14 protein-coding genes and 3 pseudogenes are annotated in these 13,291 nt (G+C 70.7%); 8 read left to right on the forward strand and 9 right to left on the reverse strand.

What is annotated here, in order from left to right:
• The first annotated feature begins 328 nt into the window (after positions 1–328).
• The 3 genes from KS423_RS02730 to KS423_RS02740 all read left to right on the forward strand — a co-directional run bounded on the left by KS423_RS02730 (position 329) and on the right by KS423_RS02740 (position 2,417).
• Complete coding sequence (locus KS423_RS02730) at positions 329–790, forward strand: hypothetical protein (protein ID WP_224274414.1); 462 nt, start codon at positions 329–331, stop codon at positions 788–790.
• 10 nt (positions 791–800) lie between these two features.
• Positions 801–1,145, forward strand: coding sequence for a hypothetical protein (locus KS423_RS02735; RefSeq protein WP_224274416.1), 345 nt, complete (start codon positions 801–803; stop codon positions 1,143–1,145).
• Between the two features lie 921 nt (positions 1,146–2,066).
• Entirely contained in the window at positions 2,067–2,417 is a 351-nt protein-coding gene (locus tag KS423_RS02740; RefSeq protein WP_224274418.1) for a calmodulin, read from the forward strand.
• A 375-nt stretch (positions 2,418–2,792) separates the two neighbouring features.
• On the opposite strand, the gene KS423_RS02745 is transcribed toward KS423_RS02740, so the two are convergent.
• Both KS423_RS02745 and KS423_RS02750 read right to left on the reverse strand, forming a co-directional pair.
• Entirely contained in the window at positions 2,793–3,299 is a 507-nt protein-coding gene (locus tag KS423_RS02745) for a cupin domain-containing protein (protein WP_224274420.1), read from the reverse strand.
• A 292-nt stretch (positions 3,300–3,591) separates the two neighbouring features.
• Positions 3,592–4,872, reverse strand: a complete 1,281-nt coding sequence (locus KS423_RS02750; protein ID WP_224274422.1) for a YncE family protein — start codon at positions 4,870–4,872, stop codon at positions 3,592–3,594.
• Between the two features lie 130 nt (positions 4,873–5,002).
• Here KS423_RS02750 and KS423_RS02755 point away from each other — a divergent pair, with 130 nt between their 5' ends.
• The 3 genes and pseudogenes from KS423_RS02755 to KS423_RS02765 all read left to right on the forward strand — a co-directional run bounded on the left by KS423_RS02755 (position 5,003) and on the right by KS423_RS02765 (position 6,889).
• Positions 5,003–5,347: a hypothetical protein gene (locus tag KS423_RS02755; RefSeq protein WP_224274423.1), complete on the forward strand. Its 345-nt coding sequence runs from the start codon at positions 5,003–5,005 to the stop codon at positions 5,345–5,347.
• Between the two features lie 639 nt (positions 5,348–5,986).
• Positions 5,987–6,622, forward strand: a pseudogene (locus KS423_RS02760) (transposase); the annotation flags it as partial.
• A 45-nt stretch (positions 6,623–6,667) separates the two neighbouring features.
• Positions 6,668–6,889 (forward strand): hypothetical protein, encoded by a 222-nt coding sequence (locus tag KS423_RS02765; protein WP_224274425.1) that lies wholly within the window; start codon positions 6,668–6,670, stop codon positions 6,887–6,889.
• Positions 6,890–7,132: 243 nt separating this feature from the next.
• Here the strand turns inward: KS423_RS02765 and KS423_RS02770 are convergent.
• A pseudogene (locus tag KS423_RS02770) lies at positions 7,133–7,276 on the reverse strand (DUF664 domain-containing protein); the annotation flags it as partial.
• Between the two features lie 321 nt (positions 7,277–7,597).
• Positions 7,598–7,828 carry a hypothetical protein gene (locus KS423_RS02775; protein WP_224274427.1) on the reverse strand — a complete coding sequence of 77 codons (231 nt, stop codon included), beginning with the start codon at positions 7,826–7,828 and terminating at the stop codon, positions 7,598–7,600.
• An 802-nt stretch (positions 7,829–8,630) separates the two neighbouring features.
• On the opposite strand from KS423_RS02775, the gene KS423_RS02780 reads away from it, so the two are divergent.
• On the forward strand, positions 8,631–9,146 hold the full coding sequence (locus KS423_RS02780; RefSeq protein ID WP_224274428.1) for an RICIN domain-containing protein: 516 nt from the start codon (positions 8,631–8,633) through the stop codon (positions 9,144–9,146).
• Between the two features lie 123 nt (positions 9,147–9,269).
• Here the strand turns inward: KS423_RS02780 and KS423_RS02785 are convergent, their stop codons facing one another.
• The 4 genes from KS423_RS02785 to KS423_RS48370 form a co-directional block, all read right to left on the reverse strand.
• A complete protein-coding gene (locus tag KS423_RS02785; protein WP_224274435.1) occupies positions 9,270–9,599 on the reverse strand; it encodes a cytochrome P450 in 330 nt (109 codons plus the stop codon).
• Between the two features lie 186 nt (positions 9,600–9,785).
• Positions 9,786–10,022, reverse strand: coding sequence for a hypothetical protein (locus tag KS423_RS02790; RefSeq protein ID WP_224274437.1), 237 nt, complete (start codon positions 10,020–10,022; stop codon positions 9,786–9,788).
• A gap of 112 nt (positions 10,023–10,134) precedes the next feature.
• A complete protein-coding gene (locus KS423_RS02795) occupies positions 10,135–10,566 on the reverse strand; it encodes a helicase associated domain-containing protein (protein WP_224274438.1) in 432 nt (143 codons plus the stop codon).
• Between the two features lie 458 nt (positions 10,567–11,024).
• The gene (locus KS423_RS48370; RefSeq protein WP_224274444.1) at positions 11,025–11,618 is read right to left on the reverse strand and encodes a tetratricopeptide repeat protein; all 594 of its coding nucleotides are present in this window, start codon (positions 11,616–11,618) and stop codon (positions 11,025–11,027) included.
• A 99-nt stretch (positions 11,619–11,717) separates the two neighbouring features.
• Between KS423_RS48370 and KS423_RS02805 the strand changes: the two genes are divergently transcribed.
• Positions 11,718–12,518, forward strand: a complete 801-nt coding sequence (locus KS423_RS02805) for a hypothetical protein (RefSeq protein WP_224274440.1) — start codon at positions 11,718–11,720, stop codon at positions 12,516–12,518.
• A 572-nt stretch (positions 12,519–13,090) separates the two neighbouring features.
• On the opposite strand, the pseudogene KS423_RS02810 reads toward KS423_RS02805, so the two are convergent.
• Positions 13,091–13,291, reverse strand: a pseudogene (locus KS423_RS02810) (hypothetical protein); the annotation flags it as partial.

A 13,291-nucleotide genomic window follows, 5' to 3' on the forward strand; every position in this document is an offset into this window, starting at 1 on the left:
GGCCAGACAGCTGGCCAACAGACGCAACGCCCTGGACTGCGAAAGGACACACTCACCGGCCGTCGGGGCCGGCCGCCGCCGGTCAGCTCTTACGTGCAGCGTGTGAGTGTGTGGGGTGGTGTCAGCGGGTTGGGTGTCAGCGGGTCTGTCCGGAGTGTAGATGGTTGAGCTGGGTTTCTTCCTGGTGGTGTCGTGGATCTTGGCTGTCACGAAGTGACCAATCCGCTGTCATGGCACGCGGATTGTGCCTGGCACACCAGGATGACGGCTGACACGAGGATGCTCATTCCTGTACAGACCGCTTGGGCGGGGCAGTGGGCTGGTGCGCATGACCGCCGATCTCTCTGCGGAGACGTCTCTGGTATCCGTGGCCGATGTGGAACCGCTTGTGTCCCGTTCGCGGGAGCGGGCGCTCACGCGGCAGGTGGTGGTACAGCGTCTGCTCGCTGTGGACGAGACGGGGAAGTTGTCGTCGGTGCATGCGCGGATCGCTGCCGAGTCGGCTGGGGTGTCGGTGCGGACGGTGTGGCGCGGGCTGGCCATCACCCGGAAGTCGGGCCGTGTGGAAGAGGCCCTGCGTCGTGGGGGCGCTGTCACTGACGAGTTGTGGGCCCGGCTTTCCGAGTTGAGTGGGAACGTGGCGGCGCTGCGCCCCGAGCGGGACGGCCCGAGCACGGCGTTCTCCGAGCACGCCTGGGCGTCGTCGCCTGGAATCGGGAGTTGGCCACAAGGGTTTCTGACGGGCCGTCATGGAATGATTCGGGTGCGTCGGCGGCAAGCCGGCCGGTGAGGAGGCGGCCATGTCCGAGACCACGCCCAACTCGAAGGGTCCCGCCAAGAGGCAGATGTCACCCGAGGAGATGGCAAGCCTCGGGCTGACTTCCACCCCCGAGGCGACGGCACCCGTGCAGCCGACGCCGGTCCCGGCGTCCGAGGTCAAGCCCGAGGACGTCGGCACGTTGACGCTGGAGTACAAGGACGGGCAGCCTGTGCTGACCGTCCGTCGCGGGCCGTTCGTCCCCAGCTCGATTCCCGTGCTGGACGAGTCCGGGACTCACGTCGCCAACTACGACGTCCAGGTTTATGACCAGCATCTGGGCATTATGGACGTCTCCTACGCAGCCGCATGGCAATTGGGCAGGTGATGCCCGCGCACTGACGGCTCCCGCCACTGTCGCGGGCGGTTGTCGCCCGACGGGGAGTTTGCCCGCCCTGACCCGGCCGCCGCCGGTACGTTTCGGATGTCTGCACAGGTCAGCGGCCGGTGAGAACGGCCGCGGCTGGGCCGTCCGGGTGGCGTCCAGGTTCGGCGGGACGGCGGGGCGGGCAGAGCCTCCGCATGACGACACCCTCCACCAGGCGCCCCCGCCGCCGACGCCGTCCGGCCGCGCCCGCCGTCCCCGCATCCGTTGGTCCGGTCCGCGCCACCACGCCGCCAGCCCCGGTCCGGCCGGTCGGCGGGTGCTGCCGGACCTGGTCCAGCGAACACCTCACCCCCGGAGGGGGCGTCGTCCGTACGACCTGGCACGAGCCCGCGTGCCCGACCTGGACCCGGCGGTGACCGCCAGCACGCTGACCGAGCCGGTCCGGGTGCGGGTCGATGCGGTCCCGGTCCGGGGCGGCCGTATCCGCCCGATCCGCCGCCAGCGCGCCCCAGGCCCGGCTCGCCCTGTCCGGCGTCCTGGCGCCGGGCAGGTAGGGTCGCCGCAATGCACCACCAGCACCACCGCGGGCTGCTGAGATCGACCGGTACGGCGCTGGTGGCCGCGCCCACTACGGGCCCCGGCCCTCCGACCCGGCACGTTGGGACTGGGCCAGCGACAGCCCTGACACCGCGAGCTGCCGCCCGGTGCTGGCGTCACCACAGCGCCGCCCGCCCGGGTGCCAGGCGGGCAAGGTCGCCGAGACGAGGCAACGCGGCTCCTGGCCTCGCCTCACCCCCGGACGGAACAGGGGCGAGAACCGCGGGCGCGACGCTGCCGGCACCCGATCGAGCGATTGCGTGCCATCGCCCGGGCGCCGTAGCGTCGAGAGGCCCTTGATTCGTACTCATACAGGAGCATGCGATGGCGACTGCCCTCTTCAGCCTCGTCCCGTCACCGAACGAGGACGAGTTCATCTTCCGGCTCGACGACGAGGCGAAGATCCGACAGGCCCGGGACATCCTCGCCGGAAGCGAGACATCCAGGGTGCACGTCCAGGGGCGGGTCGTCTCGGAGACGGCGGACCACAACCCGGAGTGGAACTTCCACCTGGACCCCGGCAGCATCACGTTCTTCGACGAGGCCGACGAGGACTGCGACGCCACGGGGCACTACGTCTCGACGCAACTGGACCGCATCGGCGAGGAGGGCTTCCTGCCCGAGAACATCTGGGCCCCCGCCCGCTCGAAGATCACCCGCGAACTCGACAGCTGAGCACTCCGCAGCCGCAGTGCAACGCCCTGGACCCGCCGCCACGGCGGCCGCTGCCGGCCCTGCCACCAGGAACGCACGGAACGCCTGGAACGGGAGGCCGAAGAGCAACTGGAAACCGCCCGCACGGCGAACGCCTCGCTGCGCCCGTGCTGGACGTGCCGGGGCTCGATTGGGAGCCAGGATGGCTCGGTGCTGGAGCTGCGGGAGCGCTGAGCGGGGCCCGGCGGCTACAGCGGTGGCCTGGTGGCAGTTGTGTTTCCCGGACTGCGGTGCCCAGCGCTGATGGTGAGTCTGTCAGGGCGTTTCGCAGGCGTGGGGGAGTGCTGCTTGCTTGCGTGGGAGTGCGCACCCGTTCCAGTCCGGGGCTGTGGTTGCTTATGACCCCGGCGGCGGGTACGGCTCGGTCGAATAGCGGGCCATCACCTCAAGGATGGCGTTCTCCTCCACCTGGTCCAGGCTGCCGTGCTGCGCGATCAGGGTGGACAGGTCGCGGAAGTAGCCGATGTAGAGGTCCGGAGCCACCGTGCAGATGAAGGCTGCCCACTCGGCGGGGTCCGGGTTCGAGAAGGTGTGGGGAACACCGATCGGTGCGGTCACCATTCCTCCGGCAGCCACGTCAGCGTGCTCGCCGGCGGACGTGAAGCGCATCGTCCCGGACAGGACGTAGAACGTCTCGGAGTGCTGACGGTGGATGTGCTGAGGCGGCCCGCCGCTGTTCGGCGGCAGACGGCCGACCATGACCCCCACCCGGTGCCCGGTGTGCGAGCCGTCCTCCAGAATGCGCATCCCGGTCGAGCCGGCAAGCACCTCGCCACCACCCGCCGGGACGAGAACGACATCCATGGCACGCACCTTTCCCTGTGACGAGAGCACCAGGACCACCAGGACACTCCCACCGTACCCATCTCTTCCCTGTCAGGCAGGCCCGCCGTCGATCGGCGTCGGCCTCCACCAGAGCCAGCACCCCGGCCTGGAAATCTGCCGGATGACGGGCGGCCTGCCACGACACAGGCCCAAGGGACCCTGTCTGCATCACCCCCCGTCGGCCCCTGGCCCCAGGACGGCACGCCGAGGGATGCGGTGGCCGCACGCCCGGATGCCGGATGCCGATCGGGCCGGTTGCGCCGGTGGAAGGCTCGTGGTCTCCGCGCCGGCGTGACCGCGGGTTGCGGTGCTACTTCCAGGTGACCTGGTCGCCGTCCACGAGCAGGTTGCCCCATTGGGGGATGCGGTAGAAGTACTTGCTCTGACCGCCGTACGGGACTTTGCGCCATACGCCGCCGTTCTCGTCCCTGTCGGAGTCGGTGAGGATGTAGTGGCCCTCGTAGACCTTGTCGTATCCGGGGATGCGGGTGCCCTGGGGGCAGAAGGCGCCGGCCGTGAACAGGTTGCCGTCCTGCTCCTTGCGGAGCGCCCCGTCGCGCTTGTATTCGCCGACGTACTCGGGTTCGGGCTGGGGGGCGACTTCGGTCGCGATGGCGGCGGCCACCGCCAGTGGGACGCCGTTCAGGCGGGCGGGGGCCGAGGAGGTGTCGGCATCGGGAGGTACGACGGTGCAGATGCGGTTGGAGTAGCCGATGCACAGGGTGCCGTCCGGCGCGGCGGCGAGGACGGGGGCCGCATCGGGAAGGCCGGGGAAGGTGCCGGCCTCGGAGAGGGTGGCCGGGTCGAGCACGAGGCCGCGCCCGTCGGCGTACAGGGCGTAGAGGCGGGTGCCGTCCGGGGTGATGGCCGTGGCGGCCGGGGCGGGGCCCTCGGCGCGGGCGGTGACGGCCATGGTGGCGGTGTCGATGGCGACCAGCGGATCCGTGTGCCCGGGGACCCAGGCGTACAGGGTGGCGCCGTCGGGGCTGAGCAGGATCCGGACGGTGAAGTTCTCCTTGGGTGCGGCGACGACGACGGCCGCGCCCGCTTCGTCGCTCTGCTCGCCGGCCTGTGGCGTGACCGGGACGCCGCCTTCCAGGGCGATGACGTAGGGGGTGTGCTTCCTGTTGCCGGCGTTGTTCACGTTGCCCAGGTACAGCCGCTTTCCCGTGTCGGAGGCCTGGGTCATCCAGGTGGTGAAGGGCTTGCCCGGCGCCTCGTGGAAGGTGCTCGCGCCGGTGGTGGTGTCCACCTCGATCACCCCGTCCCGCAGCTGCAGGAGGAACAGCCGGGTCGCGGCCGGGTCCACGGCGCTCAGAACGGCCGTCCCCCGGTAGGTGGAGGTCTCGGCCTCCAGGGTCCGGGTGTCCACCATGGCGAATTGACCGGTGCGGCTGATCGCGTCGCTCTCCAGCGGCAGGTACAGACGAGTGCCCGTGCCGTCGTGCCGGGCCAGCACCCCCCGCAACGGACCGGACCCCGCGGTCGCCCTGATCCGTCCGGTGCCGGGATCGAGGACCGCCAGCCCGTTCGCGAACGAGTCGCCGCCCGAGTACGCGATGTAGAAGTGGTAGCCGTCGGACTGTGTCATGCCCTGCTCTCCCTGCCGGTGAGCGGCACCGGCCGCCCCACGCGCCCGGTCCCCACCGCTCTCCACCGCCCCTTCGTACCCTGACGAACCGTCACGCATGTCTCGGTCACGGAACCTCAACACGCACAACTTGACAGGGAACCTCTTCGACGCCGCCCGCATCCGTCCCCTGGCCGAACCCGCGCGTGCCGCCTCCGCCCTTCGCGATACCGTCCGGGTGCTGCCCGAGCTGGCGGGCCCGTCCGGCGTGGAGCCGGGCGAGGGCTGCTGGCGGCTCGCCTGGCTCCGCGCCGCCGGCACCTGGCGCTCGGCCCTGATCACCATCCGCCGACGACCCACCCCGCACGCGCCCTGGATCGCCTACGCCCGCTGGGGCGAGGACCAGCAGGCCGGATGGGTCATCGTGGACGACAGCCTGCGGCTGATCGACCCCGCCGCGGACACCGCACCCCACCACGGCGAGCGGTCCCGATGACGCTCACCGCCGTCCCCGAACCCGCCCCCGCCGACCCTGCCCGGCGCCTGGCCGACCTCATGGACGCGACCTCGCCGGCCACCCGCGCCCGGCAGACCCCCAGCGGCACCCTCCCCGTCCTGGACCCGCTGCGCCCGCTGGTACCGGGCGGAGGGCTGGCCCGGGGCACGGTCACCGAGGTGGCCGATGTGGGTCTTCTGCTTGCGGTGGCCGTAGGCCCTGCGACCGCCGACCCGCACGCCTGGTCTGCCGCCGTGGGGCTCGGGGACCTCGGCTGGGCGGCTGCTGCGGGCTACGGAATGGTGCTGATGACCGCGGGCATGACGTTCCTGTTCCTGCTCGCCGGGGCGTCGGCCGCCGAGGCCGCCGACGGCGGGGAGCGCGGCGGCGTGCTGGCCCCCCTGAATGTGCTGTCGTCGGAGGGGGTGCCGCTGGACAACTACGACCTCAAGAGTGAGCCCGGCGGCGCAACCGACATCCGGTCGCGCGCGTGCAATCTGCTGCTGGGCGCGGGGTTCGCGTTGGTGCGGATCCGGCGCGTGGCCTCCTGCGTCGCCTCCGGCGGCGCGAGCTACGGCCGGTCCAGTGCACCCCTGCTAGGGCCCGCTCGGCGGCGCCCACGACTCCGACCACGAGCTCTACGGCCAGTCCGCCGCCTTCCGTCATGCCCTGCGCTCGCGGGATCTGGACTACATCGTGGCGGTGCGCGGGGACGAGACCGCACACCGCCACGACGCGCAGCCCGAGGCGCCCGCCTACGGCGGCGCAGGACGCAGAACACTGCCCCGCTACCGCACGGACTCCGTAGCCCTGCACGAGCTCGCCACCGCGGGCGGCCGCCGGATGTTCCGGCAGGTCACCTGGCGTCAGGGCAGCCGCGGAGCGATGCGCTCGCACTTCCGCGTCCTGCAAGTGCGGCCCGCGGGGAAGATCCCCCGCACGCTCGCCGCCGCAGACGCGGGCGGAAGCGCTGCCTGGGACGGCGTCCTGCCGACCGAGACCCTGCTCGTCGAATGGCCATTGGGCGCCGACGCGCCCACCGAGTACTGGCTCACCAGCCTGCCGCCCGACACCGCGATCCGCCAACTCGTGCGCCTGGCCAAGATCCGCTGGCGCATCGAACACGACTACCGCGAGATGAAGCACGGCCTGGGCCTGGACCACTTCGAGGGCCGCACCTGGCGAGGCTGGCACCATCACGTCACCCTGGTCACTGCCGCCCACGCCTTCCTCACCCTCCGGCGCCTCGACCCAAAAGTCGAGGCGCCGGCCTGATGGCCCGCCCTGCTACCGGAAACCGAACTCGAAGGCGCGAGCCCTGTGTCGACCAGGCGCGCCTCGGCTGCGGAAACCGTACGGCTCGCCCTCGCGATCGCGGCCGCAACAGCCTCGGCGGTGGCCGCCACCGTGCTGCTCCCCTCGACAGGGCTTCCCGTAGCCGTGCACTCCGTGGTGGTAGTCGGTTGCGCCGTGGTGAGCGGGATGCTGGTGGCCGGCCCGTCGCGGTTCGCGCGGATCGCGGAGTTCCTGCCCGGCAAGTAGGAGCCGCTGAGCGGAGTCGCCAGCATTGTTGCCGAGCCGTCGGGGCGTATGCGGTGTCGGGTTGACGGGCGTCCCGTCCTGGGCCAGCTCGGAGTCGGCACGACCGTAAGGCTTCTCCATCCTCCGACGGGGAGTCGCCACGCCGTTATCGCACTACACGTTCGCGGCACCCCGCTGCTACGCACCCGGGAGCCTGCTCGGGCGGCTCCGCCAGGTCGCCGGCCGGGCGCGCAGAGGGGCGAGCAGGTGCCAGACCAGCCAGGCGATCGAGTTGGCCGAGTCCCGCACCCGGAACGCCAACTGCTCGGGGGTCAGGCCGTCGACCGCGTCGGCGACCGCTTCACGAATCCTGTCGAACGCGCCCACGAGAAGATCGGTGCTGGTCACACCGGCCACAGTCGCCTCCCGGTCGATACCCCGTCCCACCGGCGGGGCGGCGGATGTCGCGCCACCCCGACGATTGTGTCCCGCCCGTGGAGCCCCGGCCACCCGGGACCGGTGCGCCGTCGCCCGGGCAGCCTGTGGGGCGGGGCCGATCTCGCGCTCAAGCGCCGACGCCGCGCGGGCACGGCTGCGGCCGGATCAAACACCCCGGAACGACACACCCACACCCAACGGTCACTCCCGGCGGCAACGGGGCGGGCGGCCCGGGCGGAAGCCGGCCAGGAGCAGCGTGACCTGTTGGCGGCGCTCGGTGGTGGACGACCTTCAGAGCCCATGTGTCCACCACTCCTCGCGGCCGTTGTGGGCGGGGTCCGGTCGGACGCGGGCGAGGAAGACCTCGTCCAGCGGCTTGACCACAGCCCTCAGTTCACGGGCGGCGCGAGTGGGCAGGGCCCGCAGGGCCGCCTCCAGGAGATCGCGCCCGTAGTCGTCCGCGCAACACGGGCAGTCGTCGACGAACGGTGGACCGGGCGGGTGGACACGCCGGGAATGCACCGTTCTCGACCATGCGGTGACGGCCAGGGCAACCGCACCAGGGTGTGCTCTGGCGCGCTCGAACTCGGCGATCAGGCGCTGCGTCGCAGCAGAGACCCCGGGCACGACGCGACGTGGACTGCGGTCAGACGGACGGGGCATGCGGCCCAGGCCCGCGCGCACGCGGGCGGGCGACCTACGCGACATAGGCCTTTCGACAGATCGTCATGGCGACCAGCCTGCCGGAAGTCGCACCGCCCGGCAACGGATTTGGTCGGCCGCGGCAGCCAGGACCACGGCCAGGACGTGGCCGCGGCCCGACCGATCCGCGACCGGATCGAGCAGCTCGTCAGCCGCCCGCTCACCGAACTCGGCGTCAAGTCACCACGACTCCACCGCGAACCCACCACCCCGGGCTTCCGGGCGATCGCCGCCCGCGCACCCGTCGTGCCGGCACGGAGTCGTCGTCTCACGGACCGGCCCCGCGGCCGGAGTCAGCAGACCGGCTCCCGGTCATGGTTCCGGTTGCGGGCCGGATTGCGGCCATCGATAGTGGACACGGTGGCCGTATGGCGCGCCGGAGTGCGGGCAGCCACCAGCCGGCCTCGTGCCGTTGGTCGTCCAGGTCTGGCGACAACGGCAGGGCTCCTGGCGAGGAGCCACTTCGCCCCGCCACCGGGCGGCGAACACGGCTGGCGGATCCGCTCCGATAGCGGCACGCCCCGTTCCCTTGCGCCGGCAACCCTTCGTGGTCGACACCGGCAGTGCAGGCTGCACGTGAGACCGTCTCCACCCCTCCCGTAATCACGCGAGGAGCACTCTGATGACCAAGAACACTCTGGCACGTCTCCTGACGGCATCGGCGCTTGTGGCCGGGGGCATGATGCTGCTCCCCGGCCCTGCGGGCGCACAGACAGGCTTCCACGTCGTCAATATGGCAACGGGCAAGTGCGCGACCCTCGCTGGAGGAGTCTCCACTGACAACAACGTCACCCTCGTCCAGTACAACTGCGACAACGACTCCTCGCGGCACTGGTATCTCAGCAACTGGAGCAACAACACCTTCCAGCTCGTCAACGTGAAGACGGGCAAGTGCGCGACCGTCGCCGGAGGGGTCTCCACTGACAACAACGTCACCCTCGTCCAGTACACCTGCGACAACGACTCCTCGCGCCGCTGGCGCCTCAGCAACAGCAACGGCAGCTCCTACCAGTTCGTCAACGTGAAGACGGGCAAGTGCGCGACCGTCGCCGGAGGGGTCTCCGCGGACAACAACGTCACCCTCGTCCAGTACACCTGCGACAACGACCTCTCGCGCCGCTGGCAGCTGGGGGGGTAAGAAGCCGTAAGACAGGGCCTCTGGTGGAACTCGGGTCGGACCTGGAGCTACCAGTAGGCCCTGTTTTCGCTGTTCCACGCACCGCGGCCGACGCGGACCGCATGCGGGTGGTGCGTCACAGGGTCAGCGGGCGGGGCCCGAGGACCTCGGCTGCCACATCCCCGGAAGCCGCTCCGGAATCCGCTGCATGAAGCCCGTTCGCCAGACCAACTTGTTCACGGTCAAGGCGAGTTCGAGATCCGGCAGTCGGTCCAGCAGCGCCTCCGGGGCGATCCGGGCGTGGACGCGTCCGAGTGAGGTGGCGGGGCAGTAGTGGGAGCCGCCGCCGAGGGGCAAGTGGTCGGCGGCGTTGGCGCGGTCCAGGTCGAAGCGGTGGGGGTCGGGGAAGGCCTCCGGGTCGAAGCGCGCCCTCGACCAGCACCAGGACCAACTCCCCCTGCTTGAGGTCGACATCTCCGAGCCGAACGTCGGCGAGTGCGAGCCGGGGCAGGGCGTCACCGATGGACAGGTTCACCCGCAGCTGTTCCTCACGCCCGCGTCGACCAGCTCGCGGTGGTCCCGCAGCAGGTCCCAGGTGATGCGGTGGGTTTATGGCTGGCGAGGGTGATCGAGGGGCGGGCGGGGTGAGCTGCCGGCGGATCAGGAGCTGCTGGCGGCTGCCACCACCGTCGCCACCACGGTCCCGGCGGCCGCCACGGCCAGCGCCAGCCAGAAGGCGATCCAAGCCCGCTTGGCTCGGCGGGCCCAGCGGGGGCCGGTGATCACGAACGCTTCCGGCCCGAACCACAGGCGGACCGCACGCCGCAGGCCACGCAGGCTGCCCGCCGCGAGCGCAAAGGCCACGCAGTCGAGCAGCAGGAAGACGAAGGCCGCCACCCCCGCCCACGGACACCTGCCTGGCCGGTGCGGCTCTACCAGGCCACCCCCAGGGCCTCCAACTGCCCGCGCTGCTCCTCGCTCAGCTTGCCCCGCCGGGCCTTCTGGTTGTTCAGCCAGGCCCCAAAGACAGCCCCTCCTCGGTCTTGTACGCCCACGGCACCTTCACGTGGCCCACCCGCTCGACGAAGGCCGCCAGCGCCGCCAGGCCGGCGCCGAACCGGTCCGCCCGCGACACCTTCGGCTTCGCCGCGGCCGCAGCCCGCGCGGCGGCGAGCTCCTGGTCCTCCTCGATGCCGATCGCCGCGAGCAGGTCCCGCTGCTCCTGGTCGAGATCGGCCCACCCGGCCCGCTGCGCCTTCACCCACCGTCCGAGTTGCTCGCCCTCGAAGACGGTGCCCGCAGGCAGCGCGGCCCAGTCGACCCGGCCGTCGGCCTCCAACCACCACTGCCGCGCGGTCGCGTACACACGCTGCCAGGCGATCGGCCAGGCCTGGCACCACCACGGGTCGATCTCCTCCAGCGCCCGGCGCCGCTCCGGCACGAGCGCCCCCGGCTGGCCGGCCGGCACCTGGGCCGCAGCCCGCAGCTCCGAGAGCCATGTCCCGATCGCGTACCCGCCGACCGAGGCCCGGTGTTAGGCGACAGGCTGTTTTCAGTGCTGGTACGTCAGATTCCCTTCAGCGGCCAGCTCGCCGGGGTGGTGCGGTCACGCCGCTGAAGACGTGTGTCGTTGGGACTGAAGGCTTCTGTCGCTTTCCGCTGAAGGTTTCGTGTCGTCTGGGATGGCCCGCGAGGCTCGGTGGCCGGTGGCGGCCCGGCCGGGTGGAGCCGAGGCCGGATGCGATGCACCCCCGCTGATTTCTACGCTGGCCTGCGGCCGAACCAACTGCGCCGCGAATGCTTCGAGTTCACCGTCATCGCCGTCGACCTGGCGTCGGCGGCACGGCTCAAGACCGCTGCCGGCAAGCACACACGCCGCCTTACAGGCATGAGCTCGCCCTACTCGCCGTCCATGTCCAACACCCTCGCCGCTTCTTCCTCAGCGCCCGCCCGCCGGTACGCCTCAGCAGAGTCCTGGCGCACCGCTCGGACGACATCCGATGGCCATCCAGCCGCAGACGGAGTGGCGGCGAACTCCTCCAAAGCCTCACCCCGCCGATGCTCATCCCCCAGGACTTCGAACATGGCCACCGCACCGCGATCACCACCTACCGCCGGCTCGAACTCACCACGACCACGCAACGCCGCACCGAGGTTGTTCCAGGCCCTGGCTTCGGCGAGTTTGTCGTCGAGCTGCCGGTAGGTGGTGGTCGCGGTGCGGTGGGCTTGTTCGGCTTCCTCGAAGCGGCGCAGCCCCTTGAGAGTGGCGCCGAGGTTGTTCCAGGCGCTGGCTTCACCGTGTTTGTCGCCGAGCTGCCGGTAGGCGGTGGTCGCGGTCCTGGTCGGCCGCCAGGCCGTCCGCTGCGCTCGGTCCGGTGTCCGCGCTGGCCCCTCGGGCTCGTCCGGCCGGCCCCGTTCTGTCGCCCACCGTTCACGGGTGGAGCAGCCCGCCCGATGCGGGCGGGCGGTGCTTCGAGAGGCGGACGAGCAAATTCATTTGGTGGTCCGACCTGGGTAAACAACTATGATCACCGTGAATTTCGAAACAACTGAGAAGGAATCAGAGCTGTGCGGGTGATGGGGAGGGGCATCGTGGCGGCGGCCGCGGGGGCAGCGCTCACGGTGGTTCTGGCAGGCTGTGGCGGGGAGTCCCACAGCAGCGGTGCGAGCCGGGTCGAGGACGAGACGGCGAAGAAGCGGACCGATGCTCGGACCGTGCTGGTGGTCGCGGCTAGGAAGACCGCGGAACAGGCCTCGTACAAGACGGTCCAGACGGGAGAGGGCGGATCCGACAGGTCCGAGATGCTCTTCCAGCAGAAGCCGTACGCCTCGGTCATCAAGTCGTGGGGGAAGAAGACCGAGGACAACCCCAGCGGCTTCAACCACATGATCTCCATGGGCGACGCGATCTATGTGAAGTCGGATCATGTCCCGGGCAAGAGCTGGTACCGCATGGACCAGAACGGGGGTGGTGACCCCGGCAACTCGCGGGCGGCGGGGTTCATCAACGAGATCGCGGGCGCGCTCGCCGCGACCGGGTCCACCTCGTGGGTCGGTGAGGAGCAGGTGGGTGGCCGACCGGCCGATCACTACCGCGGCACGGTGGTCTTCGACGAGCTGGCCCACTACACCGGGCCCGCCATCAAGGACGATGTACGCGACTACTACGTCCAGTTGGCCAAGCGGCGGGGCGAGACCTCGGCGGTCCTCGACATGTGGGTCGGCAAGGACGACCTCATCCTGAAGTCGCAGGAGGTCACCACCGGCAGCAAGGGCCAGGACCAGGTCTTCGAGGAGTACTCCGACTTCGGTGCCGTCCCGGCCATCACGGCGCCCCCGGCGGACACCGTCGCCACCTGGGACGAGTTCATCGCCGGCAAGACGAAGCCGTAGCCGAGAGCGCGAGGGCACGGCCTCGTAGGCCGCGCCCTCGCCCCGGCCGCCTCGGGGTTGTAGCGCTGTGCCTGCCGCGCCGTCATTGTGACTGTCGGGCGAGACGGTGCTCGTCGTCCTTGGCGTGCCGTGCCCGCTCGCTGTTGTGCCACTGGTTCGGCATGGCGGTGTTGTCAGGCAGAGTGTTGATCATGTTTGAGGAGTGGTGGCGTGTCCGGCCGGACGGGGAACGCGTGCAATGGGTGCTGGAGCCGTTCACGGAGGTGGGGCCGTTGCGGTTCGGGATGAGCGCCGGGGAGGTGACGGCCACCATGAGCGCTGTCACCCGAGTAGCCCGACGCGCACACTCCGCCCCGGTACGGACCTCTCAGGGCCCGCACCGGGGCGGAGTGATCTCCCGCCCCTGACCGCCCGTCCGCGGGATGCGAGAGCCCGGGCGAACGTGAATCCGAACGGCGCAAGGCCTGACCGCCCCATCGTGCACTGATTCCGGCCCCGCGACATGCCACGAACGCGCGCGCTCCGGCCACTCAAACCGCCGGAGACGCGCGGGTTCGTCGTTTCAGAGGGCGTTAAGTCCGTTTCTGGTAGCGGCCTCGTTCGGGTTGGGTGAGGAAGCCTTGGCGAGTGAGTCGTCCGAGGCGGCTGCGGGTGATGTTTACGGACGCCTCGTCTGTGGGCATGCCGAGGAGTTCGTGCAGCTCGCGGGCTCGGAACACCTGATGGGGGTGCTGGTTGAAGGCGTTCACGATTGCCTGGTAGGCCGTGTTCGT

This window comes from Streptomyces sp. LS1784 (assembly GCF_020103755.1).
Lineage (GTDB): Bacteria > Actinomycetota > Actinomycetes > Streptomycetales > Streptomycetaceae > Kitasatospora.